The 23,669-nt window shown below is 38.5% G+C and carries 21 protein-coding genes; 6 read left to right on the top strand and 15 right to left on the bottom strand.

The window, feature by feature from the left end; all coding sequences use genetic code 11:
• Positions 1-45: 45 nt before the first annotated feature.
• The 6 genes from cysE to NQ782_RS04545 all read right to left on the bottom strand — a co-directional run bounded on the left by cysE (position 46) and on the right by NQ782_RS04545 (position 10,440).
• Entirely contained in the window at positions 46-861 is an 816-nt protein-coding gene (cysE, locus tag NQ782_RS04520; protein WP_000917698.1) for a serine O-acetyltransferase, read from the bottom strand.
• Complete coding sequence (locus tag NQ782_RS04525) at positions 854-1,693, bottom strand: RNA methyltransferase (RefSeq protein WP_000051401.1); 840 nt, start codon at positions 1,691-1,693, stop codon at positions 854-856. Before NQ782_RS04525 ends, cysE begins: the two co-directional genes overlap by 8 nt.
• 14 nt (positions 1,694-1,707) lie before the next feature.
• A complete protein-coding gene (dnaE, locus tag NQ782_RS04530) occupies positions 1,708-5,271 on the bottom strand; it encodes a DNA polymerase III subunit alpha (RefSeq protein WP_057094685.1) in 3,564 nt (1,187 codons plus the stop codon).
• A gap of 214 nt (positions 5,272-5,485) precedes the next feature.
• A complete protein-coding gene (locus tag NQ782_RS04535; RefSeq protein ID WP_000956445.1) occupies positions 5,486-6,553 on the bottom strand; it encodes a type II asparaginase in 1,068 nt (355 codons plus the stop codon).
• 683 nt (positions 6,554-7,236) lie between these two features.
• Complete coding sequence (locus NQ782_RS04540; RefSeq protein WP_045544229.1) at positions 7,237-8,544, bottom strand: dicarboxylate/amino acid:cation symporter; 1,308 nt, start codon at positions 8,542-8,544, stop codon at positions 7,237-7,239.
• 465 nt (positions 8,545-9,009) lie between these two features.
• Positions 9,010-10,440: a pyridoxal phosphate-dependent aminotransferase gene (locus tag NQ782_RS04545; protein WP_000078703.1), complete on the bottom strand. Its 1,431-nt coding sequence runs from the start codon at positions 10,438-10,440 to the stop codon at positions 9,010-9,012.
• Positions 10,441-10,680: 240 nt separating this feature from the next.
• Here NQ782_RS04545 and msrB point away from each other — a divergent pair, with 240 nt between their 5' ends.
• The 4 genes from msrB (at position 10,681) to NQ782_RS04565 (ending at position 13,124) form a co-directional block, all read left to right on the top strand.
• On the top strand, positions 10,681-11,100 hold the full coding sequence (gene msrB, locus NQ782_RS04550) for a peptide-methionine (R)-S-oxide reductase MsrB (RefSeq protein WP_000521160.1): 420 nt from the start codon (positions 10,681-10,683) through the stop codon (positions 11,098-11,100).
• Complete coding sequence (locus NQ782_RS04555) at positions 11,097-11,582, top strand: glutathione peroxidase (RefSeq protein ID WP_000066032.1); 486 nt, start codon at positions 11,097-11,099, stop codon at positions 11,580-11,582. The genes msrB and NQ782_RS04555 overlap by 4 nt, the downstream gene beginning before the upstream one ends.
• On the top strand, positions 11,582-12,427 hold the full coding sequence (locus NQ782_RS04560; RefSeq protein WP_032050123.1) for an AraC family transcriptional regulator: 846 nt from the start codon (positions 11,582-11,584) through the stop codon (positions 12,425-12,427). Before NQ782_RS04555 ends, NQ782_RS04560 begins: the two co-directional genes overlap by 1 nt.
• A 64-nt stretch (positions 12,428-12,491) precedes the next feature.
• Complete coding sequence (locus tag NQ782_RS04565; RefSeq protein ID WP_032039154.1) at positions 12,492-13,124, top strand: LysE family translocator; 633 nt, start codon at positions 12,492-12,494, stop codon at positions 13,122-13,124.
• 57 nt (positions 13,125-13,181) lie between these two features.
• Here NQ782_RS04565 and dapC read toward each other — a convergent pair whose 3' ends face one another.
• The 6 genes from dapC to NQ782_RS04595 form a co-directional block, all read right to left on the bottom strand.
• Positions 13,182-14,351, bottom strand: a complete 1,170-nt coding sequence (gene dapC, locus NQ782_RS04570) for a succinyldiaminopimelate transaminase (RefSeq protein WP_001983957.1) — start codon at positions 14,349-14,351, stop codon at positions 13,182-13,184.
• A gap of 25 nt (positions 14,352-14,376) precedes the next feature.
• Positions 14,377-17,040: a [protein-PII] uridylyltransferase gene (gene glnD, locus NQ782_RS04575; RefSeq protein ID WP_000611177.1), complete on the bottom strand. Its 2,664-nt coding sequence runs from the start codon at positions 17,038-17,040 to the stop codon at positions 14,377-14,379.
• 27 nt (positions 17,041-17,067) lie between these two features.
• A complete protein-coding gene (gene purT, locus NQ782_RS04580; RefSeq protein WP_002000338.1) occupies positions 17,068-18,285 on the bottom strand; it encodes a formate-dependent phosphoribosylglycinamide formyltransferase in 1,218 nt (405 codons plus the stop codon).
• Between the two features lie 102 nt (positions 18,286-18,387).
• Positions 18,388-18,777, bottom strand: coding sequence for a tautomerase family protein (locus tag NQ782_RS04585; protein WP_000084512.1), 390 nt, complete (start codon positions 18,775-18,777; stop codon positions 18,388-18,390).
• 128 nt (positions 18,778-18,905) lie between these two features.
• On the bottom strand, positions 18,906-19,247 hold the full coding sequence (ygaH, locus tag NQ782_RS04590) for an L-valine transporter subunit YgaH (protein WP_001047284.1): 342 nt from the start codon (positions 19,245-19,247) through the stop codon (positions 18,906-18,908).
• Between the two features lies 1 nt (position 19,248).
• Complete coding sequence (locus tag NQ782_RS04595) at positions 19,249-19,971, bottom strand: AzlC family ABC transporter permease (protein WP_085940569.1); 723 nt, start codon at positions 19,969-19,971, stop codon at positions 19,249-19,251.
• A 119-nt stretch (positions 19,972-20,090) separates the two neighbouring features.
• Between NQ782_RS04595 and NQ782_RS04600 the strand changes: the two genes are divergently transcribed.
• Positions 20,091-20,561 (top strand): hypothetical protein, encoded by a 471-nt coding sequence (locus NQ782_RS04600; RefSeq protein ID WP_000477051.1) that lies wholly within the window; start codon positions 20,091-20,093, stop codon positions 20,559-20,561.
• Positions 20,562-20,633: 72 nt separating this feature from the next.
• Here NQ782_RS04600 and NQ782_RS04605 read toward each other — a convergent pair whose 3' ends face one another.
• Entirely contained in the window at positions 20,634-20,969 is a 336-nt protein-coding gene (locus tag NQ782_RS04605; RefSeq protein ID WP_032030947.1) for a hypothetical protein, read from the bottom strand.
• A gap of 172 nt (positions 20,970-21,141) precedes the next feature.
• The gene (locus tag NQ782_RS04610) at positions 21,142-21,837 is read right to left on the bottom strand and encodes a Crp/Fnr family transcriptional regulator (RefSeq protein ID WP_228138163.1); all 696 of its coding nucleotides are present in this window, start codon (positions 21,835-21,837) and stop codon (positions 21,142-21,144) included.
• Between the two features lie 104 nt (positions 21,838-21,941).
• Here NQ782_RS04610 and NQ782_RS04615 point away from each other — a divergent pair, with 104 nt between their 5' ends.
• The gene (locus tag NQ782_RS04615) at positions 21,942-22,463 is read left to right on the top strand and encodes a DUF962 domain-containing protein (RefSeq protein WP_057094569.1); all 522 of its coding nucleotides are present in this window, start codon (positions 21,942-21,944) and stop codon (positions 22,461-22,463) included.
• Positions 22,464-22,508: 45 nt separating this feature from the next.
• Here the strand turns inward: NQ782_RS04615 and ychF are convergent, their stop codons facing one another.
• Positions 22,509-23,600: a redox-regulated ATPase YchF gene (gene ychF, locus NQ782_RS04620; protein WP_000506572.1), complete on the bottom strand. Its 1,092-nt coding sequence runs from the start codon at positions 23,598-23,600 to the stop codon at positions 22,509-22,511.
• Between the last annotated feature and the right edge of the window lie 69 nt (positions 23,601-23,669).

The raw sequence follows: 23,669 nt of genomic DNA on the forward strand, positions 1-23,669 counted from the left end.
AACCGACATGCAAGGGTAAGCGTGTTACATTATGAATCAAGAATATTACGTTTTTGATGTCTTATTCTGCGCACCGCATTCACGACGAACTTCTTCAAGAATTTTTAGCTCTTCATCACTAAAAGGCTGTTCATCTTGACTTTCTTTTTTGAAAGTTGGGTCAAGTTCGGACAAACGCTGGCACAAATTATTCATACGCGTTTCATTGTGCTGAATACGGTCAAGTAAAACTCGCATTCCTTCTAAAATTGGGTCAGATTGATCAGCAGTAGTCGCATACGGAGCAAAACCAATACTTTGTGCATAATCACGGCGACGTTCTTCATCTTTATCTTTAGTTTTGTCGGCATCTTTATAGATATAACGTGCAGGGTTACCAACAGCTGTTACACCAGCAGGAACTGCTTTTGTGACTACAGCATTTGAACCAACTTTGGCGCCTTTACCTACCGTAAATGGACCTAAGATTTTCGCACCAGCACCAACAACCACGCCATCTTCTAAAGTTGGGTGACGCTTACCTTTATTCCAAGTCGTACCACCTAAGGTAACACCGTGGTATAGCGTTACATCATCGCCAATTTCAGCAGTTTCACCAATTACAACGCCCATGCCATGATCGATAAAGAAGCGTTTGCCGATTTTAGCACCAGGGTGAATTTCAATACCCGTTGCAAAACGACTAAATGACGAAACAAAACGGGCGGTACCTTTGCAATCTTTTTTCCACAATTCATGTGCAAGTCTATGCAAAAGTAAAGCGTGTATACCTGGGTAAGTGGTAAGTACTTCGAGTGTATTTCGTGCAGCAGGATCTCGCGCGAATACAGCCTGTATATCTTCTTTAAGCTGTTTAAGCATTGGATTGATCCTCCTTGTCCGATGATGCTTTTTTCCATTTGCCGCTTGTGAGGGCTTGGACTCGACTAAAAATACCGCGAAGTAAATGATATTCCATACGATCTAATTGTATACGACCAAATAAACGACGCAAGCGTAAAGGTAGTAAACGTGGATTTTCTGGATCTAAAAATTCAATTTCGGTGAGCATTTTTTCCAAATGAGGATAGAACTCTTCCATTTGCTGCTGAGTCACTAACGGCTCATCCCATTGCATGCTTTGACCTTGAGCAAGCGGCATTTGCCCAGCATCAGAAGCAACTTCTTTTTGCTCTAATACCGACATACGAAGTTCATAACAAACCACTTGAATCGCTTGAGCAACGTTAAGTACACCATAGTCCGAGTTTACAGGAATAGTAAGGTGATAGTTTGCCAAAGCCAATTCTTCATTGGTTAAACCGCGATCTTCACGTCCAAAAACGATCGCAATTTGTTGTCCTTGTGCAGCCGCCTTGATTGCTTCTTTGGAAGCAGGGCGAACATCTAACAAAGGCCATGGAATAGTACGGCTTCTTGCACTTGTTCCGAAAACTAAATGGCAATCTTTAATTGCTTCTTCGAGTGTTTCAACAATTTCAACCTGTTCTAATAAATCTTGTGCACCAGCAGCAAGCGCCTGAATATCTGGATGTGGATACGTTTTTGGTGAAACCAGAACCAACTTACTCAAGCCCATCGTTTTCATTGCGCGTAAAGCACTGCCAATATTAGCTGGTAAAGTGGTATTGACCATGACAATACGCACTTGTGCTAATTGTTTTGACACGGCGGTGTCGTCAAACAAACTCATAAGATTTCCAGAAATTACGAATATTGAGAAACTTCGCTTTGGTATGAATCCAATGCATCATCAATACTCATGTCCACAGGAGGTGAGGCAACAGGTTGTGGACGAACAGGTTCTGCTGCTTTAGCTGCCTTAGATTTTACCTGATATTCAATATGAATATTATCCTTACCAAAGTAATCTCTTAGTTTGGCAAGAAGTTCATCTAAAGGAGCGACTTTCCATTGTGGGCCAAGCTGAAGCTCAGCCTGAGCATATGGTTGGTCAATCTGTAACTGTATTGCAATATGCTGATGCATATCGACATTACAATAAGGCAATAATATATTTTGTAGATCTTTTGCCAAACTTGGTTGCAATAGATCATGGGTTAATTTGATTTGAATACTATTGGCACGTTTTTGTCTGATTTCATTTAAGCTAAACGCTTTGTTCAAGCGTCCCATTGGACGATCAAAACCTTCACGCTCATAGATCTCGCCTTCAAAGACGACTACGCGCTCAACTTGAATAATATCTTTAAAGCGTTGGAAACGTTCGTGGTTACAGCTGACTTCAATACGTGCTGTTCCGTCGTCAAGCACAATAACAACACGGTTTGGGAAATTCGCTACATCAAGGACAAGTCCTGCATAAACAGTCGTTACACCGCGACGAGTTGCAGTAATTTCATTAAGTTTTGCAGGAATAAACGCTTTGAGTTCTTGACGATAAACATCAATTGGGTGACCTGTTAAATATAGTCCAAGCGTATCTTTTTCGCCTTTGAGACGAACTTCATCACTCCATGGCTTAACAGGTTTAGCTGGTTTACGTTGAACTTCTTCAACTTCACCAAATAAGTCCATAATACCGCTTTCACGGTTACTACGTGCCTGTTCGGCAGCTTGGACAGCTTCTGGCAATTGAGCCATTAGACTTGAACGTTCAATACCTAAACAATCAAGCGCACCAGCACGGATAAGTGCTTCTAAGGTTCGTTTATTGATTTTTTTCAAATCAATACGATGGCAGAAATCGAATAGGTCAGTATAAGGTCCTTGTTGGCGACGTGAGTCAATAACAGACTGCATTGCCTGTTCACCAACACCTTTAATTGCCCCTAAACCATAAACAATGGTTTTATCATCGCTCGCATGGAAATGATAAGTCGACATATTGACTGATGGCGGTAAGACCTCGAGACCGTTATTTCGGCAGTCATCAATCAAAAATACGACACTGTCAGTGTTCTGCATTTCCGATGACATTACTGCTGCCATAAATTCGGCAGGATAGTGGGCTTTTAACCATGCTGTATGGTATGCAACAAGTGCATAGGCTGCGGCGTGCGATTTGTTAAAACCATAGCCTGCGAACTTTTCCATATAGTCGAAGATATGGTTAGCTGTGCTTTCATCAATACCTTTTTGTCCAGCACCCTCAAGGAAGATTTGGCGCTGTTTCACCATTTCTTCAGGTTTCTTTTTACCCATCGCACGGCGGAGCAAGTCAGCACCACCGAGTGTGTAACCTGCACAAATCTGTGCAGTTTGCATTACCTGTTCTTGGTAAACCATAATCCCGTAGGTTGGTTCTAATACACCTTCTAGCAATGGATGAAGATACTCAAATTCTCCACCATGCATACGGTGAATAAAGTCTGGGATCAGATCCATCGGACCCGGACGATATAAAGATACGAACGCAATAATTTCTTCGAATTTACTTGGACGTGCTTCTTTCAGCATTCGTTTCATACCGACGGATTCAAACTGGAATACCGCGGTTGTATTTGCATCAGCAAAGACAGAATAAGCTTTAGGGTCGTCAAGAGGGACGTGTGAAATGTTTAAAGGGTCATTGCTATCGCGGTTTTTATTAATATTTTGGATAGCATCCTCAATAACGGTTAAGTTACGTAAGCCCAAGAAGTCGAATTTTACGAGACCTGCAGCTTCTACATCATCTTTATCATACTGTGCTACGCGGTTAGTACCGTCTGCGTCACAAAGCACAGCAGAGAAGTCGGTAATTTTACCGGGTGCAATAACAACACCACCGGCATGTTTACCTGTATTTCTGGTAATACCTTCTAACTTTAATGCCATTTCCCAAATTTCGCTGGCATCATCATTGTCTGGGTTGGAAGGGTTGGTAACAATATCTTTAAGCTGAGGTTCCATTTCAATCGCAGTTGCCAAATCCACACCAAGTGGCTTAGTTGGAACCATTTTTGAAATACGGTCAGCTAGACCATAAGACTTCCCTAAAACGCGGGCAACGTCACGAATCGCACCTTTCGCAGCCATCGTACCGAACGTTGCAATCTGAGACACCGCTTCACGGCCATAAGTACGTGATACATAATCGATCACACGGTCACGACCTGCGATACAGAAATCGACGTCAAAGTCGGGCATCGATACACGTTCCGGGTTTAAGAAACGTTCGAAGAGGAGGTCATAACGAAGTGGATCAAGATCTGTAATTTTTAAGCTATAAGCTACTAATGAACCTGCACCTGAACCACGGCCCGGTCCAACAGGGACACCATTGTTTTTCGCCCATTGAATGAAGTCCATGACAATCAGGAAGTAACCAGGGAATCCCATTTTCAGGATGATTCCGACTTCATAATCTATTCGTTCATCATATGGTTTACGAATTTCAGGCCAGTCTTCACCACGCTTTTCGACAGGGTAAAGGTAATTTAAGCGCTCTTCCAAACCTTCTTTTGATAAGTGCTCAAAATAGGTATCGATGGTAAAACCATCAGGAATTGGGTACTCAGGTAAAAAGTAAGTGCCGAGTTTTAAAGTGACATTACAGCGTTTAGCGATTTGATAGGTGTTTTCAATAGCACTAGGAATATCTGAGAACAGCTCAATCATTTCATCAGAAGTTTTGAAATATTGCTCTGGGCTATATAAGCGCGGACGTCGATCATCTGCTAAAACATAACCATCTGCAATACATACACGAGCTTCGTGCGCTTCGAAATCTTCTTTTTCAATAAAGTGCACATCGTTGTGTGCAACAACACCAATATTATATTTGGCTGCAAGTTTGGCTGCTTCTTGAATAAAGTCTTCTTCGCCAGGACGATCAGTACGTGTTAAGGCTAGATAAACACGATTACCAAACTTTTCGATCCACTCTTCAAGTAAAGGTTCTGCTTTTTGCGGGTTAGATGAGCAAAGCATTTGCCCAACATCACTATGTTGGCCAAGTAAAACAATAATATCTTGATGCTGCTCTAGAACCCATTCTTTTTGTACACAAGGGATACTGAGTTGTTGACCTTCAATAAAGCCACGTGAAACAATTTCAGTCAGCCCTTTCCATCCAATATCGCTCATTGCAAGCAAAGTTGCACGATGTTGGGCATCATTAAGACGGATTGTACTACCCAAAATAGGCTTAATGCCTTTCTTAAGGCAAGAGTTATAAAATTTTACAGCAGCATGAAGGTTAGATAAGTCGGTAAGTGCCAGCGCAGGCATTTCATCCTTTACCGCAGTCTTGACCAAGTCGGGTATGCGCACAATCGACTCTGTAATCGAAAATTCTGTGTAAATACCGAGATGAACAAACTGCATAAACCAATCCTTAATGCGACCGCAGCATAGTTTAACACGCAAAGTTCAAACGAAATGCTTAATATTTTGGCAACTGTTATGGATTTTAGTATTTAAACAGAAGGTTGAGAACACGAAAGTGAAGGATTGATCAAAGTTGTTCTTTTATTTTTAAAGAGAAAATTAAAGCGGATAAAAAGAACCAGCCCAAATTGATTTGGGCTGGTTAGAAATTTTAGTACTGCCAGAACATGCGTTGAATTTCTTTCGCATCGTTGGTTTTGGTAAGTGCCAACGCCGCAAGAAGACGCGCTTTTTGAGGATTCAAATCATGAGCTGCTACCCAACCATATTTAGAGTCAGGTTGTTCTGCATCACGTAACACAAAACCTTGTGGAACGCGCGATGAGCGGATAATTTGAATACCGTTTTTGTCATGAAGATTTTGTAATGTTGGAACGATATATTTCGCTACAGAACCATTACCTGTACCTGCATGAATAATCGCTTTAGCGCCAGCTTTTGCATATGCTTCATAAGCATCAGGAAGCATAGAATCAGAACCATAAACGATTTGCACTGTCGGAAGAGCATCACCTTTAATATTTTCAATATTAAATTCTGAAGCATTGGTATGACGTTTAACAGATTGTCTAAACCAATATGGTTTACCTTCAACAAGTGTACCCAAAGCACCCCATTGGCTTACAAAAGCATTTGTATGAATGTTAATGCCTTTAGTTACATCACGAGCAGCAAAAATAGAGTCGTTCATGAGAACCATAACGCCTTTATTTTTTGCATCATCAGAAGCGGCCAATGCAACAGCACTATAAAGGTTAAGTGGACCATCTGCTGAAAGAGCAGTTGATGGGCGCATTGAGCCAACAAGTACGATTGGTTTATCAGTATGAACAACAAGATTTAAGAAAAATGCTGTTTCTTCTAAAGTATCTGTACCGTGTGTAATCACAACGCCATTTACAGTTGGCTTTTTAACAAGTTCATTTACTTGACGAGCAATTTGTAATAATTCCTTGTCAGTAATACTTTCAGAAGCTACTTGTAATGCTTGGATACCAGAAACATTCGCCAAATCTTGAATTTGAGGAACTGCATTGATTAAAGCATCAACTGGAACTTTTGCCGCCGTATAAGTTGCACTATTTGCTGAGCTTGCGCCAGCACCAGCAATGGTACCGCCAGTAGCGACAACAACAACATTGTTTTTTGCGTAAAGTGGGAGAGAGCAGGCTAATAAGCCCATCGCTAAACCGAAAGATTTAACAGTTTTAGTCAACATCGAAAATATCCTTATGAAGTGACGAAGTATAAAGTTTGCCGAATACGCCTGCTTTTCCTAAGCAAAATACATACCATGTAAAACATATCCGTAACTTGTTTGAATAAAAGCATCCTTGAATATCATTTTGTTTCGACAACAATCATTTAAACATTGCTTTTATTCAGCGCTAATAAATATCATGAAAAAAATAAAAAATCTATTAAGTTTTTCTAATTTATCTGAATTTATTTAATTTTTAATATAATTCGCGCAAATGATTTTTTAATCTTTATAAAATTAAAAAATAATAGGTTGGGTTGGGTCTTTATTTAACATTTGGTGGATTTATTGAATTGATTTTTAAAACTATATTTATTAAGAATATAAAATAAAATTTTTCATGTCCGAATTGAATAATAATCTTAGTTGTTTAATATAATGAATTAATCATAAATTGAATTAAAAAATAATCAGTTAGTGCATATTTTTTAGTATATAAATTTTTGAATGATTGTTTTTTATTCTGTTTTTAAGGTTTGCTTTTAAGAAATTTAATAGGAATTAAAATCCATAATTTGGCCTATTATTTAATATAGAAATACTGATAACTTTTTATTGTTTAGTTCGAAAGAAAAAAAGAGCAATTTTATAAGGTCGTATAAAATTGCTCTTAAGTTGGGAGAGTGGGAGAAAAAGGAAACTTAAGCGATTGTTTGTTCTTGAGTTGATTTAATTAATACAGGCTCTGGTAATTCTTCAGTATCAGCCACTTTATCGCCTTCAAGTTTGGCAACAACTGCAGTCGCAATACTATTACCTACTACGTTTGTTGCAGTACGGCCCATATCAAGGAACTGATCAATACCAAGCAATAATAGAATGCCGGCTTCAGGCAAATGGAACATTGTGAGTGTTGCCGAAATAACCACAATAGAAGCTCTTGAAACACCCGCAATACCTTTACTTGTCACCATAAGCGTTAACAAAATCAAGATTTGTTGAGTGAAGCTCAGATCAATATTGTAAGCTTGGGCGATAAAGAGTACCGCAAAGGTGGTGTACATCATCGAACCATCAAGGTTAAATGAATAACCCAAAGGTAAAACGAAGCTAGTTACTTTTTTAGGCACGCCGAACTTATTTAAAGCATCCATAACTTTAGGATAGGCTGATTCACTTGAAGCTGTAGCAAAAGCAAGTGTTACAGGTTCACGAATCAATTTACCTAAACGGAAGATATCTTTTTTAAGTACGATTGCGCCAACAGAGAACAAAATGACCCAAAGTAATAGCAGACCGAAGTAGAATTCTGCGATTAAAATGCCATAATCAACAATTAAGCCTAAGCCTTGTACTGTAATTGCTGAAGCGATTGCAGCAAATACTGCAAAAGGTGCGAACATCATTACGTAGTCAGTAATGCGGAACATGATTTTACTGAGTTCATCAGTTAAGCGAATGATAACTGAGTCTTTTTCTCTGCCCTGATTTACAAAAGCAAGAGCTGAACCAAAGAAAATAGAGAAAACAAGGACTTGTAAAATATCATTGTTCGCCATTGCTTCTGCAATGCTGCGTGGGAACACGTGACTCAAGAATGATTGCAGGGTAAAACCAGTAGTTGTTGGGAGAGAAGAACTACTAAGTTGTTGAGCTGTTGGTAATGCTAGGTCTAGCGCCGCGCCAGGTTGGAAAAAGTTTGCTAAACCCATACCGATGGCAAGTGAGACAAACGAAGCGGTAATAAACCAAGTCATTGACTTGAGTGTGATGCTACCAATTGAAGTTGATTTGCCCATTGACACAATGCCACACACAATTGTAGCAAATACCAATGGGGCAATAATCATTTTGATGAGACGTAAAAAGATATCTGTGACGATGTTGAAATAAGAAGCGATTTGCTTCAGTTGCTCGCCTTCATTAAAGAAGTGATGACAGATCCAACCCGTCAATACTCCTAGTAAAATAGCAACCACAATATACTTGAGCAATTTTTTTTGCTTCATAGGAACCTCTATCCTTTGGGTTCAATCATCTTTTAGATGGGATAACGATGATTGAAAGCTTTCCTTGTAGTTCAGTTCGGTCCTGTAACTGATTTCATCTTCCTAAATTTGCATCAGTATTAACCGAATCGAATATGGTGATGTTGTTATGGGAAGGGATTGTTGCTCGATTTTGAAGCAGTGTGAAATGCAAAAAAATATCAACTTATGCATTTTTTGCATAATAACGAAAGGAGGAATAGGGGATAAATATAGTAATTTAAACGTTTGATAAAAAATATGGATGAGATTTTTTGAGAAAATAAGTCTTATATATTATTTTTAAAAGTTTATATTATTCAGTATATTAATTTGGTTTATTGATCTGATTAAAATAGGTGATATTAGTTATTAAATAATTATTTAAATGATATAAAAATAAAAAAAGGCACCTAATTTAAGATACCTTTTTTATTATGCATTTTTTTAACGGCGATTGGCTAAGAAACGGCCTAAACGACCAATTGCTTCACGTAATTCGTTTTCTGCTGGTAAGAAAACAACACGGAAATGGTCTGGTGTTGGCCAGTTAAAACCTGTTCCTTGAACTAATAGTACTTTTTCAGCACGAAGTAAATCTAACATTAACTTTTCATCATCTTCGATTGGGTAAATGTTAGGATCAAGACGCGGGAAACAATACATTGCGCCTTCTGGTTTAACACAGCTTACCCCAGGAATTTCATTTAACATTTCCCATGCGATATTACGCTGTTCATATAAACGTCCACCTGGTCGGATCAAGTCATTAATAGACTGATAGCCACCAAGCGCTGTTTGAATTGCATACTGAGCTTGTACGTTTGCACATAAACGCATTGAAGCTAACATATCCAGACCTTCGATATAGTCTGCTGCACGGCTCTTATCGCCTGTGATTGCCATCCAGCCTGAACGGAAACCAGCAATACGATATGCTTTTGATAGCCCATTGAAAGAAATACATAATTGGTCGCCTGCTAAAGAAGCAACAGCAACATGTTCAATGCCATCGTAAACGATTTTGTCGTAAATTTCGTCAGCAAATAAAATCAGGTCATGTTTCTTTGCAAGTGCCACAATTTGCTCAAGCACATGACGTGGATATACCGAACCAGTTGGGTTGTTCGGATTGATAATGACAATACCACGTGTGTTTGAAGTAATTTTACTTTCAATATCGGCAATATCAGGATACCAACTGTTTTCTTCATCACACTTATAGTGAATCGCTGTACCGCCCGACAGGTTAACGGCAGCTGTCCATAGCGGATAGTCCGGCATCGGAATGAGCATTTCATCACCATCATCGAGTAGGCCTTGCATAGCCATGACAATGAGTTCAGATACACCATTACCGATATACACGTCATTAACGTGCATATTTAAGATGCCTTTTTGCTGGTAGTACTGGCAGATTGCTTTACGTGCCGGAAAGATACCTTTTGAATCTACATAACCAATTGCATTTGGTAGGTTTAAAGCAACGTCATTAATAATTTCTTGCGGTGCTTCAAAACCAAATGGGGCAGGGTTGCCGATATTCAGCTTAATGATTTTATGTCCTTGCTCTTCCATTTCATTGGCGGCTCGTAATACTGGTCCGCGAATGTCATAACAAACATGCTCAAGCTTCGATGATTTTTTAATTTCTCGGGAAGTTGGCATGGATTGGAGAGTAGCAGTATTTTTAGACATAGCTGGATTCACTTTTGCATATCGGTATAAATAACTTTTAAATGTTTTGACTGTTACCAAATTCAGATCATGTTGATCTTTAAGTAATTCAACAATTTTTTCATGGGTAAAGCCCGATTGCTGATACTGTTTGATAACTGGTAATAGTTGCTGGAAAAGCACACTTTTTTTCTGAGACATGTTTTGTCCTATACAACCGTGCCACACAAGAATAGCACCATCTTTGCTTCCTTAAAAGGAAATAAAATAAAAAATTGCTTTCTTTTGTTTTTGTATTTTGCTTACTTTTTGCTTTCTATTACTTAGATGTTTAAAATCCAACAAATTTTACGTTCAGAGACTAGTGTTTTTTTGATGAATGGCGTAAATATAAAATACGATTATCAATTTATGTTTACATCAGAATAAAAGGTGCAGGTCATGGGAAAAGTTAATAAAACAGACCGAGAATGGCAAAGAGAGTTATCACCTGAAGAATATCGGATAACGCGACAAAAGGGCACTGAACCAGCATTTACGGGGCAATACTGGAATACTAAGCAACATGGCACATATGTTTGTCGTTGTTGTGGCGCGGAATTGTTTTCGTCAGATGCAAAATACGATAGCGGTTGTGGTTGGCCAAGTTTCTTTCGCCCTCTGAATGGAAGCGTTATTGATGAACATGAAGATTTAACGCATGGTATGGTCAGAACGGAAATTGTTTGTCATGATTGCGAAGCTCATCTTGGGCATGTTTTTGAAGATGGACCACAGCCGACAGGTTTGCGCTACTGTGTGAACTCGGCATCATTACAACTGAAAACACAAGAAAAAAATGATGAGGAAACCTATCCATGAGTAACATTTATCAGTTTGAAGCTGAATTGTTAGAGGGAGATATTAAACAATTCGCTGATTACAAAGGTAAAGTTTTATTAATTGTAAATACTGCAAGTAAATGTGGTTTTACTCCACAGTTTGCGGGCCTCGAAAAACTTTATGAAAAATATAAAGACCAAGGTTTAGAAGTTTTAGGTTTTCCCTGCAATCAGTTTGGTGGGCAAGATCCCGGAAGCAATAAAGAGATAGGTACATTCTGCCAGCGTAACTATGGAGTGAAATTCCCTATGTTTGCCAAAGTAGATGTAAAAGGTCCTGAAGCTCATGTGATCTTTAGATATTTAACCCGTGAAGCAAAAGGAATTTTAGGAAGCAGTACTATTAAATGGAACTTTACCAAGTTTTTAGTTGGTAAAGATGGTTCGGTTTTAAATCGTTATGCGCCAACAACCAAGCCTGAAGCATTGGAAGCTGATATTGAAAAAGCATTAGCGAGTTAATGGGTTCAATGAACGCTATTCCTCAAACTTTCGAGTTTTGGCAAGATCGGCGAATGCCTTATGTGGAAACCCGAAGGTCATGTTTTGGCAGAACATGTTATAAGTCTCATAGCCATCCAACATTTTCAATTGGTGCTATAGATGAGGGGAATAGTGTTTTTCAAAGTTCTTTTGGCACTGCACAAAAGATCTCGGCGGGTACATTAGTTATTGTGCCCGCACATGTTGAGCATTCATGTAATCCTATGCCAAATCAGGCATGGAGTTACCAGATGCTTCATTTAGATCTAGCATGGTTAAATCAACTGTATTCAGAATTTCAAGAGCAAGGTCTTGATTTACATATACCTCAGCATAAGCCGCTCATTATAAAAGACGAGTCTTTATATGAAGCTTTTACTGAAATGAATGAGACATTATTTGATGCGCAAAAATTAATTTTTGAAAAAGAGCAGTCTCTTCTCCATTGCCTGATTCATTTGTTATTACCTCATTTTATTTTAGAAGAAATACAAAAGCCTCAATATTTATATAAAGACTTTTTAAACCTGATCGATGTGATTTCTTCCTCAGAGGGTTTTATTTCTTTAGAAGAACTTGCTCAACGAGTAGGTTTAAGCAGATATGCAATCATACGTCTATTCAAAACAAATGTAGGTTTAACTCCACATGCATTTCAAATTAATTTAAAAATTAATCAGGCTCGAGAGCAGCTCAAACAAGGCGTGCCACTTGCCGAATTGGCTGTAAATTTAGGTTTTAGTGATCAAAGTCATTTCCATAAAGCTTTTAAAGCACATACAGGGGTAACTCCTCGGCAGTTCCAGCTCGCAGCCGCGCAATAATTTACAAGAAATTGTTTAGCTCTATTTCTAAGATTTTCCAGACTGTTTTACAGATGAAGCTGTTATGGAAGTTTTTTTAGTTATTGCATTTACTCATTTTTTAGCACTCTTATCACCGGGTCCAGATTTCTTTCTTATTCTCACTAGTCTTCTACAAAAAGGACGCCGTTATACATATGGTATTGTTCTAGGAATCACTTTGGGAAATGCTTTAATTCTGGCTGGATGCCTGTTTAGTTTTATGTTGCTTGGAAATCTAAGTAGTATCTTACTTTTAATATTTAAATGGCTTGGCGCTTTGTATTTGGCTTATTTGAGTTTTGTTTGTGTTAATGCAGCCCGATCTACAGTTCTAAATTTCTCAACCGATGTAAATAATTTAAGTGATCAGGTAGAAGATAAGCACAACAAAATTAAAAGCTTGGTGTTAGGTTTACAATCGAGTCTTCTAAATCCAAAAAATATTATGTTTTATAGTAGCTTAATGCTGCTTATACAACATAAATTTAGTTTATTTCAAAAACTGCTTATGAGTGTATGGATGGTCGGTGTGGTTTTAATCTGGAATATCTTATTGGTTAAACTGCTGGCCCATGAACGAATCTTAGTCAAAATTAAGCGCTCTACAACAGGTTTATATTATTGTTCTGCGGTAGCTTTTATTCTTTTTGCTGTGCTTTTAATTACATATAAATAGTGTTATAGCCCAGTTGTACAACCTGAGTAAAAGGCTGTACAACTGCTAAGAAGAGGCTTACAGAATCGCTTTTAAACGCTTAACTACTTCTTCACATTGAGCTAAATCTGCCACTAACGCCATACGTACATGGTTAGCTCCAGGGTTACCTTGTTCGGTATCACGAGATAAATAACGGCCCGGTAAGACTTTAATATGTGCTTTTTCCATCAGCATTTTGGCAAAAGTTTCATCATTATCCACTTTTAACCAATAGTAAAAACCAGCATCTGGTTTTTGTAATGGAAGCAAATGACCTAGCTCAGATTGAAATAAGTCAAATTTTGCACGATATTGCTTACGGTTTTCTTCAACATGGCTTTCATCATTCCATGCTGCAATTGAGGCAAGCTGATGTTGTACTGGCATTGCTGCGCCGTGATAGGTACGGTATTGTAAATATGGCTTTAATAAAGCAGCATCACCCGCTACAAAACCTGAACGCATACCTGGTAAGTTTGAGCGTTTTGAAAGTGAATGAAAAACGATACAGTTTTTGTAGTCATCACGGCCAAGTTCCGCACATACTTCTAATAAACCCGTAGGGGCTTGGTCAAACCAAAGTTCTGAATAGCATTCATCAGACGCAATAACGAAATTATATTGATCAGATAAGGCAATCAGCTTTTTAAATTGTTCTTTAGAAAGCACAGTACCTGTTGGGTTACCCGGTGTACATACAAAAAGAAGGGCTGTCTTTTCCCAAACTTCTGCTGGTACAGCATCAAAATCACCTAAATAACCATTTTCTTCTGTGCAATTAATGAAGTATGGCTTTGCACCTGCAAGTAAAGCAGCACCTTCATAAATTTGATAAAACGGGTTTGGCATTACCACATAAGGTGCATCTTCACGATTAATTAATGCCTGTACAAAAGAGAAAATACCTTCACGTGTACCAGACACAGGTAAAATGTGGTTTTCAGCACTAATACTGTTGAGTTTAAAGCGCTTAGTTAACCAATCTGCAATACTTTGGCGAAGCTCGGGTAAGCCTTTGCTGTTTGGATAAGTGGATAGATGGTTAAAGTTATCAATAATAGCCTGTTTAACAAACTCTGGTGCTGGATGCTTCGGTTCGCCAATTGATAGAGGAATCAACGGGAGGTTCGCTGGGGTAATATCCTTAAAAAGTTGGTTTAACTTTTCAAATGGATACGGGTGTAATAACGACAAGCTAGAGTTCATTAAACAGTTACCAAGTAGTTGAGTTTCAGTGCTGACAAATTTGATTAGATGCTTCATCTAATGCAGCTTTCAGTTTTTCCGAGAAGAGTTTGACCTCTTCGTGATTCAGCGGTTTCCCATCTTTTTTGGTGACAAAGAAAATATCTTCGGCACGTTCACCTAAAGTTGCAATTCGGGCTGAATGGATGTCTAAGCCTTGCATCATAAATAAACCACCCACGCGTGCAAGTAGGCCAGGGTGATCAAGTGTTGAAATTTCGACCATATTTTGCTGTAAGGCTTCGTTTAATGTTACGTCGACTGTATTTTCGATATCGAAGTGACGTAATTGACGCGGAATACGGCGTTGCATGAGTCCCGGGTATTGGTCTGGTTGGCTAAGCGCCTTCACTAATGCATTTTTAACGGTTTCTTCACGTTCTGGGTCGGTAAGCAATGTACCGAAACGATCGAGTACAACATAAGTGTCTAAGCTAAATGCTGTACTGGCCGTGATAATTTTTGCATCCTGAACGTCTAGGTTCATTCGGTCTAAAACAGCAACAGTAGTAGCAAAAAGGTTGGGTTGGTCACGTGTATAAATAAAGATTTGCACCGCATCTTGAGCTGCTTTACGGTGAGCACGCAAGAGGACTAATGGCTCTGGATTATCACCATGTTTTAAAATTGCTTGTGTATGCCATGCAATTTCATCTGCCGACTCTTTAATGAAGTATTCATCACCAAGTTCTTGCCATACTTTTTCGACATCAGCCAATGCAAAGTTATTTACTAGTAATTCACTTGCTGCAAATTTGGTGTCTTCAATTAACATTTGGTAGTCAACAGGACGACCTAAACCTGTACGGATTACATCACGGGCATGTGTATAAAGTTGACGCATAAGCGATGCGCGCCATGTGTTCCAAAGTTTTGGATTTGTGGCGTTAATATCTGCAACTGTTAAAGTGTAGAGATAATCAAGATGCTCCATGTCGCCAAGTTTTTCTGCAAAATCTTTCACGACATCTGGATCAGAAATATCTTTTTTCTGAGCTGTAAGTGACATGAGCAAATGGTTTTGAATAAGCCATGCAATTAATTTGCATTCACGCTCTGTAAAGCCATGTGCACGTCCAAACTCAATCGCGTCTTCTGCGCCAAGTTCACTATGGTCACCACCACGGCCTTTTGCGATGTCGTGGAATAAAGCAGCAATAAAGACAATATCTTGACGAGCAAGACGTTGGAAAACCGAACTTACTACAGGGAATTCTTTGGCAAATTCAGGTTCTCTAAAACGATTTAAATTACGCAGCAATAATAAGGTGTGAGCATCAACCGTATAGATATGGAATAGGTCATATTGCATAAGACCCATAATTTGGCCAAAAGCAGGAATATAGTTTCCTAACACACCATAACGTTTCATCGCGACCAAGGTATCGTATAGTCGATATGGTGAGCGAATAATCGACATAAATAGTGCTTGATGCTCTGGGTTATCACGATAACTTTGGTTAATTCGTTTCGCAGCAAGAATGAGTAAGCGCAAAGTTCGAGCGCGAATACCTTCAATATCTGGTCGATTCGCTAAAATATAGAATAGCTCTAAGATCGCGCTCGGATGCTCTGCAAAAATTTTATGATGCTGTACGGCAAGTTTATTGTCGACAATCTTAAAGTGATCGTTCACAACTTCAATTTTGCGTTCATAGTTGGGGAGTCGAGGAGTAATGACTGACTCACTAAAATACGCCAGTAACATTTCATTGAGCGTTGAAACCTGCTGCGCCGTACGGTAGTAGCGTTTCATGAATTGCTCAACGCCGTAATTTACAGGTTGGCCTTCTTGACGAACGTAACCAAATTTAGCAGCAATTTCTCTTTGATGGTCAAAGAGTAAACGGTTTTCATCACGTTTGGCTAAACGGTGTAAATGATGTCGAATTTCCCAAAGAAAGCTTTCAGCTTCTTCTAAAACAGCCAATTCGAACTCTGAAATGAAACCTAAATGCACTAAGTCATAAATACGGTTCACACGGAAGTGGCGTTTGGCAATCCAGCCAATTTGATTAATGTCACGAATACCACCCGGTGCATTTTTAATGTCAGGTTCTAAATTACTTTCAGTATTGTTGTGTTGGTGATAACGCTTGGCTTGTTCAGCCATTTTTGCGTCATAAAATGTTTTGTCTGTCCATGTCTGTGAAACAATACGGCGAGGCCATTTCGCAAGTTGTGTATTACCCGTGATTAAACGCGCTTCAATTAATGTAGTGGCAACAGTTAAATCGGTAGCGGCTTGTTCAACACAGCTTTGAATGGTACGAACACTAATACCTGGTTTGAAATTTCCTACATCCCATAAAGAGGAAATAAATGTAGAGATGCGCTTTTCATTTTCTTCACTGATTTCATCTTCAGACAAAATCATGATATCTACATCAGAATAGGGCAGCATTTCACGGCGCCCGTAACCACCTACTGCAAAAAGACCTAGTTTTGACTGGTCAAGTTCTGCATGTTTCCATAAAAAGACGAGCGCTTCATCTACTAAATCTGAACGAGCTTTAATGATTTCTCGAATAGATTGCCCATTTTCATATGAATCTTGCAATTGCTTTTCTACATCCGTTCGCCACTGATTAATGGCTTTAATATCATGATGACTTGAGACATAGTTCAGCAATGGCGATGTATTGATCATGAAAATGGGTCTACCAATAAGTAAAAATTAAAAGTTAGTTTGAACGCTTACTTGATCAGCGGTTTCTTTCGCTAAAGTACGGGCAAGATCAGTATTTTCAGCGCGAGCAGTTGCGACACCCATACGACGACGTTTGAAACCTTCTGGTTTACCAAACAAACGTAAGTCGGTATCTGGATGAGCTAAAGCCACATTCAGATTGCTATAACTTAAATTGTTAGCATCAACTCCAGCATAAATTACCGCACTTGCGGCAACACTGTGACGTGCTGTATTTACAGGTAAGCCTAAAATTGCACGTGCATGTAATTCAAATTCACTTTGAAATTGAGATGCTAAAGTGACGAGGCCTGTATCATGTGGACGAGGTGAAACCTCACTAAACCAAACCTTGTCGCCTTTAATAAACAGTTCTACACCAAAAATACCACAGCCACCAAGTGCTGTAGTCACTTTATTTGCAATGCGTTTGGCTTCCTCGAGTGCTGCAGGAGTCATTGGTTGAGGTTGCCAGCTTTCTACATAATCACCGGCATCTTGGCGGTGACCAATTGGGTCACAGTAATGAGTTTCAATTTCACCTGTTTCAGGGTTTTTAGCGCGAACGGTAAGGAGTGTAATTTCAAAGTCAAAATCAATTTGAGACTCGATAATAACAGTGCCTTGGTTAACACGGCCACCTTGCATTGCATATTCCCATGCAGCATCGACCTCATCGAAACTTTTTACACGAGACTGTCCTTTACCAGAAGAAGACATGACCGGTTTTACAAAGTTTGGATAACCAATGTCATCACAAGCAGCGCGGAAGCTTTCGAGCGTATCAGCAAAACGATAAGCAGATGTAGGTAAACCAAGTTCTTCAGCCGCAAGACGGCGAATACCTTCACGGTTCATGGTCAGGTTTACAGCTTTAGCAGATGGGATGACTGTTGCAGTTTTATTTGCTTCAATTTCTAGTAAAACTTCGGTCGCAATCGCTTCAATTTCTGGAACAATTAAATTTGGTTTAACTTTTTCAATGAGTTGTTTTAATTGGGCTGGATCTGCCATGTTTAACACATAAGAAAAATGTGCTACTTGCATAGCTGGAGCATGATCATAACGGTCGGCTGCATGTACTTCTACACCAAGGCGTTGTAGGGAAATTACAACTTCTTTGCCAAGCTCTCCTGAACCTAACAATAAAACTTTAAATGCAGAAGATTGAAGTGGGGTACCGAGTGTCACGCTCATGCGAATCATCCTGACAAAATTATTTTTTTAAGCATAGCAGAACTTAGGGTGGAGTTAAGCCTTATCATGCATAAAAAAAGTAATTTTGTCGGACAATTAAAAATGTAGTTTTTAGATATTAACCTGATAGTTTAAAAGCAATTCATCTGCATTTTTACCACGGATACCCCAATTTTCCTTAGGTGTTTCAAAAATAGTAATTTCAATGTCCTGAGGTGCAATTTTGCATTGCTCTTCAATATTGCGAAATAAGGTTTGAATAAGTTGCTTTTTAGTGGCTGGACTGCGGCCTGAAAACATTGAAAGTTCGATGATAATGTAATGTTGGCTTCTGTCAGATGGATAAATAAAATTCTCAGGTTTAAGGCTAATGAAGCGTTGAAATCTTTTCTCGACGGGATACTTCAATTCTTCAATAAGTGCTTGATGGATCGCATGAGAGAGCAGTTCGCGATACTGAATAATGGTACGTTCATTTGCATAAATTTTAACTTGTGACATTTTTATCTCTAATCGCTAGATGGATTTATCTTTTAATAAATTTCAAAAATGAGTTTTTATGCTAGAAGTTATTATTCTTAATCACTTCTAGCATTTATATATTATATAAGGTTGATCAGTTTATCTATTTATAAAGGTAAATAAGTATAGATAAGGCCATAAACGATTGCGGCTGTTAAGGTGGCAGGAACAATTTTCTTAAATTTAAAATAAAGACCAGCTAGAACCATAAAACCGATAAGCATTGCTAAACTCTTATTTGGGGTTTCAAGTAAAGGTGGAAGGGTTGCAACCACAAGCATGGCGCTAATTGCAGATATACCAATACTTCCTAAAGCGATTTTTAACCAGATTGAGCCGCGTCTTTGTTGGTTGCCTTGTAGTTTTTGTATTACGAAAAATGGTCCGAAGCGTGAAGCAAAATTAGCAATACCCACAATAATGCCGACCAAAATAATTTCTAGGTTCATATTAAGCTTCAACCTCATCAAATTGTTTCAGCACATAATATTTAAATAGACCTGCTAAAATGCCTGAAAGAATGCCAATAAAGATAGCCGCTGATAAGTTAATCCAATAACATGCCAAAGCTGACACCACTAACGATACAGCAACTACAAGGCTATGCTTTCGTTCAAATGCCGCTAATAAAAAACTTAAAAATAAAGCAGGTAATAAGAAGTCTAAAGCTGCTTGTAAAAACTTTGGAAGGTGTGCGACTTGATCTGCAAATAACCCGCCTAATAATGAACCACTTGCCCAAGACATCCAGCTAAATAGACTTAAGCCCAACATCCAAGACTCGGACCATTGTTGTCTGCGCTGTGAAAGTTGGATCATACCACTGGCAAAAACTTCGTCCGTTAAACCCCAAGCCCAAACGGCTGTCTTCTTTAAATTTAATTTAGTGGGAATTAAATTATAAAGAGCAGGCCCATAAAGTACATGTCGTATATCAAGTGCAATGACTGTTAAAGCGGTTAGCCATATAGAAGAACCACTTGCTAAAAGTGCGACCACTAAAAATTGGCTTGCACCTGCATACATGGAACAAGAAAGAAAAAATGCTTCCCATGGGCTAAAACCAAATTGAGATGCAGAAACGCCAAAGGCAAAAGAAACTGGTAAGTAGGTGAGAACGATGGCTTGACTATCTTTGGCACCTTGCCAAAAAGTTGCTGTTTGAGCAGCCATCTGTTGTTGATTTGACACAATACACCTTGGCAGTAAACCAATTATAAAAACTTGAAAGATTGAGTATTGTAGCCGAATTTAATAGCATAGTGCCGAAATGTTTAATTCGGCAGTTTGATATGTTCAAATCAAAGACTCGTTTAGTTTATATCGCCATCCTGAGCGCGAGCGTATTTATATTGCAAGGTTGTGATAATGGCAAGCAGAGCTCAGATAAAAAAGTAGAAATTAAACCAGCGCCGAAATTAACGAATGATGCGACAGTTTATGCAAAAAAGGCATGGACATTAATCAATACCGTTGATCATTTAGTCTATGAAAAACAGCTCAGCCAAATTAATGATAATGTTCGTAAGCCACTACGTCAGCTCAGTACAGACTGGCGTATCAATGTAAAAATGACAGATTCAGTCACTGAAGGAAAATATGCGCTTTGTCGTAAAGCTTTAACAAGTCTAGATGTATGGGCGCGCGAAACGCTTGAAAATAATAGTTCGGTTGCTCAAAAACAGGCAGATTATGAGCGCGATAAACAACAGTGTAAGGAAGCGATTGAAAATCCGAATTTAGGAAACACATCTCCTAAATAAAGCCTATACATATAAAAAAGCGAGATGATCAATCTCGCTTTTTTGCTTTAAACGATAATGGGTGAATGATAATTACGGTTTTGTTGCAGCTTTAGCTGTGTTGGCAGTTTTTACAGCATCTTGCTTCATTTGGTGAGTCGTTTGATGTGATTCATGTTGTGCATGAGTCGCACTGGTCATTGCATCATGCTTTTGCATGGTTAAGTCTTTTTTAACTTCCTGTTTAGTTTTAGTTGCCTCTTTCTTTGCTTTTTGAGCTGTAGCTTTTCCATGTACCGCTACACATTTTCCACCTTTGTGATTTGGTCCAGTACCGCCTTGTAGTTGAGTTCCTTTTGGACATGCAAATGCCGAAACACTTAACATAGCCAATACGCCTGCTGTAAGAATTGTTGATAATTTTTTCATGTTAATCAGCGCCTTGTTGAGTATTATTGCTCAGCTTGAGTGTAAGGTGAAAAATTCTGCTTTAAAACATTTATTTTGTGGAAATAGAGTTTGAACAATGTTTTGATTTGCAGTGTTATCTAATTTTTTAATTTAATTTTAAGTTTTTATTATATAGCGGCGTTTCGTACAATTATGAATGAAATTGAGCAATTACTTTTAATTTTTCAATATCTAAAATCTCAATTTTTCTAAAAGCAATTTTAATAATATTCTGTTTTTCAAGTTGGCTCAGTTCATGGTTGATCGTCTGCCTAGATGTAGTCAACATGTTGGCTAATTGCTCTTGAGAAATCTGAATTTGATGATCTTGAATAAGAATATGGTTACCGTATCCTTCTAGAATGAACAGAAGACGTTGTGCAAGCCTTTGAGAAATACTGCGTGTTTGTATCGCAATTTGTTCTAAGAAAACGTACCTGAGTTTTTGGCTGGTTAAACGTGCAAAATAATACCAATAATATGGATGTTCTTTTAGTAGCTCATTTAATAGTTTTGCGGGAATATGCAGAACTATACTTTTTTTCAAAGCAATCGCGTCGTGTGACCGTGGCTCTTGATCAATTAAAGATATTTCACCGAACCACATAATCGGCTCAGCAATTGCAGAAAGTGCTTCATTACCATTTACATCGACATAACCTAAGCTAATTGAGCCTTCAAGGACGGTATAAATGCCATCAAATTCATCTTGAGCGTGGAAAACATAGCTATTTTTCTCAAAAGTAATTTGCTTGCCATGTTCTAAAATAAACTTTTGGAATACTTCCGGAAGCACACTAAACCATGTGTTTTCTTTTAATCGGTTAATATAAATTAGGTCCAATATTTAGTCATCCATGAAAAAATTCATTACTTTGTCAAATAGCTGACAACTTTAAATTTTCCTTATTTGTACAGTATGACTATAGTTAGGTGAATAGGGAATAACTCATGTCAAATCTGGAGCAGAAACTGAGCCAATATGCGGCTTATCATTTAAATCATCAAAATATTTTGACGCATTTTATAGGCATTCCACTCATCGTGTTTTCAATTTTATGTTTAACAGCGAGGGCAGGAATCGATATTGGTAATTTTAAAGTTACTTTAGCTATGGTACTGATTGCATTCAGTACAATCTATTATTTATTTCTAGATAAAGTTTTTGGCTTAATCATGCTCATGATATTGGTGGCCGTGTATCCACTGGCAAGCCAAATTGTCGAACTTTCTTTAGGACAATGGTTGGCTGCAAGTATTGGTTTCTTTGTGGTGGGATGGGCTTTTCAGTTTGTAGGGCATTATTTTGAAAAGAAAAAACCTGCTTTTGTTGATGATGTAATAGGACTTGCAATTGGACCACTATTTGTATTGGCAGAATTTATATTTATGTTAGGCTTTAGAAAGCCTTTACATGAGCGAATTTTACAAGAGGCGCGCAGTAAACGAGAGATGATGGATTTAAGCCATTAAATATAAAAAAGCCCCAATCTAGTGGGGCTTTTTTTAAGCTTTAACTTAAACGTTAAAACGGAAGTGCATTACATCGCCGTCTTGAACAACGTAAGTTTTACCTTCTAAACGCCATTTACCTGCTTCTTTAGCGCCGTTTTCACCGTTGTATTGTACGAAGTCATCATATGCAACAACTTCAGCACGGATAAAGCCTTTTTCGAAATCAGTATGGATAACACCAGCTGCTTGAGGAGCCGTTGCACCAACTTTTACTGTCCATGCACGAACTTCTTGTACACCGGCAGTGAAATAAGTTTGTAAACCTAAAAGTTTATAGCCTGCACGAATAACTACGTTTAAGCCTGGTTCTTCCATGCCCATTGCTTCTAAGAATTCAGCACGATCTTCATCTTCTAATAATGAAATTTCAGCTTCGATTTGGTTGCAAAGCGGCACAACAATCGCATTTTCTTCAGCAGCAAGTTTTTTAACAGCTTCTAAATGTGGATTGTTTTCAAAACCGTCTTCTGCAACGTTTGCAATGTACATGGTTGGTTTCAAAGTCATTAAACCAAAACCACGGATTAATTTGCGTTCGTCATCAGACAAATCAGCCGCGCGAGCTGGTTTACCTTCGTCAAGTAACGGTTGGATTTTTTCTAAAACTGCTTTAGTTGCTACAGCTTCTTTATCACCGCCTTTAGCAACTTTAGTTAAACGTAAAATTGCTTTAGCAACAGTTTCAAGATCTGCAAGTGCAAGTTCAGTATTGATAGTTGCAATGTCATCTAATGGATCAATTTTACCATTAACGTGAATCACGTTTTCGTCTTCGAAACAACGCACCACATGAGCAATTGCATCAGTTTCACGAATGTTAGCAAGGAACTGGTTACCCAAACCTTCACCTTTTGATGCACCAGCAACAAGACCTGCAATATCCACAAATTCCATAGTGGTTGGTAAAACACGCTGAGGGTTAACAATTGCAGCAAGTTTATCTAAACGTGGATCTGGAACAGGAACAATACCTGTGTTTGGCTCAATGGTACAGAACGGGAAGTTTTCCGCTGCAATCGCTGCTTTAGTTAATGCATTGAAAAGGGTAGATTTCCCTACATTTGGCAGACCAACAATACCGCAATTAAAACCCATGAAAACCACTCACAAATGTGTAAATTAAAAATTGTGGCTGATTTTACATGAAAGCCATGACAAAGTCAT

This window comes from Acinetobacter sp. BD54 (genome assembly GCF_044778325.1).
GTDB classification, from domain to species: domain Bacteria; phylum Pseudomonadota; class Gammaproteobacteria; order Pseudomonadales; family Moraxellaceae; genus Acinetobacter; species Acinetobacter baumannii.

Coding starts and splice junctions, on each gene's coding strand:
- NQ782_RS04560 (WP_032050123.1), top strand. CDS start 11,582: ATGGGTTCAATGAACGCTATTCCTCAAACTTTCGAGTTTTGGCAAGAT.
- NQ782_RS04555 (WP_000066032.1), top strand. CDS start 11,097: ATGAGTAACATTTATCAGTTTGAAGCTGAATTGTTAGAGGGAGATATT.
- NQ782_RS04615 (WP_057094569.1), top strand. CDS start 21,942: ATGTCAAATCTGGAGCAGAAACTGAGCCAATATGCGGCTTATCATTTA.
- NQ782_RS04585 (WP_000084512.1), bottom strand. CDS start 18,777: ATGTCACAAGTTAAAATTTATGCAAATGAACGTACCATTATTCAGTAT.
- NQ782_RS04605 (WP_032030947.1), bottom strand. CDS start 20,969: ATGAAAAAATTATCAACAATTCTTACAGCAGGCGTATTGGCTATGTTA.
- NQ782_RS04595 (WP_085940569.1), bottom strand. CDS start 19,971: ATGGCTGCTCAAACAGCAACTTTTTGGCAAGGTGCCAAAGATAGTCAA.
- dnaE (WP_057094685.1), bottom strand. CDS start 5,271: ATGCAGTTTGTTCATCTCGGTATTTACACAGAATTTTCGATTACAGAG.
- dapC (WP_001983957.1), bottom strand. CDS start 14,351: ATGAACTCTAGCTTGTCGTTATTACACCCGTATCCATTTGAAAAGTTA.
- NQ782_RS04600 (WP_000477051.1), top strand. CDS start 20,091: ATGTTCAAATCAAAGACTCGTTTAGTTTATATCGCCATCCTGAGCGCG.
- NQ782_RS04525 (WP_000051401.1), bottom strand. CDS start 1,693: ATGAGTTTGTTTGACGACACCGCCGTGTCAAAACAATTAGCACAAGTG.
- NQ782_RS04545 (WP_000078703.1), bottom strand. CDS start 10,440: ATGTCTCAGAAAAAAAGTGTGCTTTTCCAGCAACTATTACCAGTTATC.
- NQ782_RS04535 (WP_000956445.1), bottom strand. CDS start 6,553: ATGTTGACTAAAACTGTTAAATCTTTCGGTTTAGCGATGGGCTTATTA.
- glnD (WP_000611177.1), bottom strand. CDS start 17,040: ATGATCAATACATCGCCATTGCTGAACTATGTCTCAAGTCATCATGAT.
- cysE (WP_000917698.1), bottom strand. CDS start 861: ATGCTTAAACAGCTTAAAGAAGATATACAGGCTGTATTCGCGCGAGAT.
- NQ782_RS04565 (WP_032039154.1), top strand. CDS start 12,492: ATGGAAGTTTTTTTAGTTATTGCATTTACTCATTTTTTAGCACTCTTA.
- ygaH (WP_001047284.1), bottom strand. CDS start 19,247: ATGAACCTAGAAATTATTTTGGTCGGCATTATTGTGGGTATTGCTAAT.
- msrB (WP_000521160.1), top strand. CDS start 10,681: ATGGGAAAAGTTAATAAAACAGACCGAGAATGGCAAAGAGAGTTATCA.
- purT (WP_002000338.1), bottom strand. CDS start 18,285: ATGATTCGCATGAGCGTGACACTCGGTACCCCACTTCAATCTTCTGCA.
- ychF (WP_000506572.1), bottom strand. CDS start 23,600: ATGGGTTTTAATTGCGGTATTGTTGGTCTGCCAAATGTAGGGAAATCT.
- NQ782_RS04540 (WP_045544229.1), bottom strand. CDS start 8,544: ATGAAGCAAAAAAAATTGCTCAAGTATATTGTGGTTGCTATTTTACTA.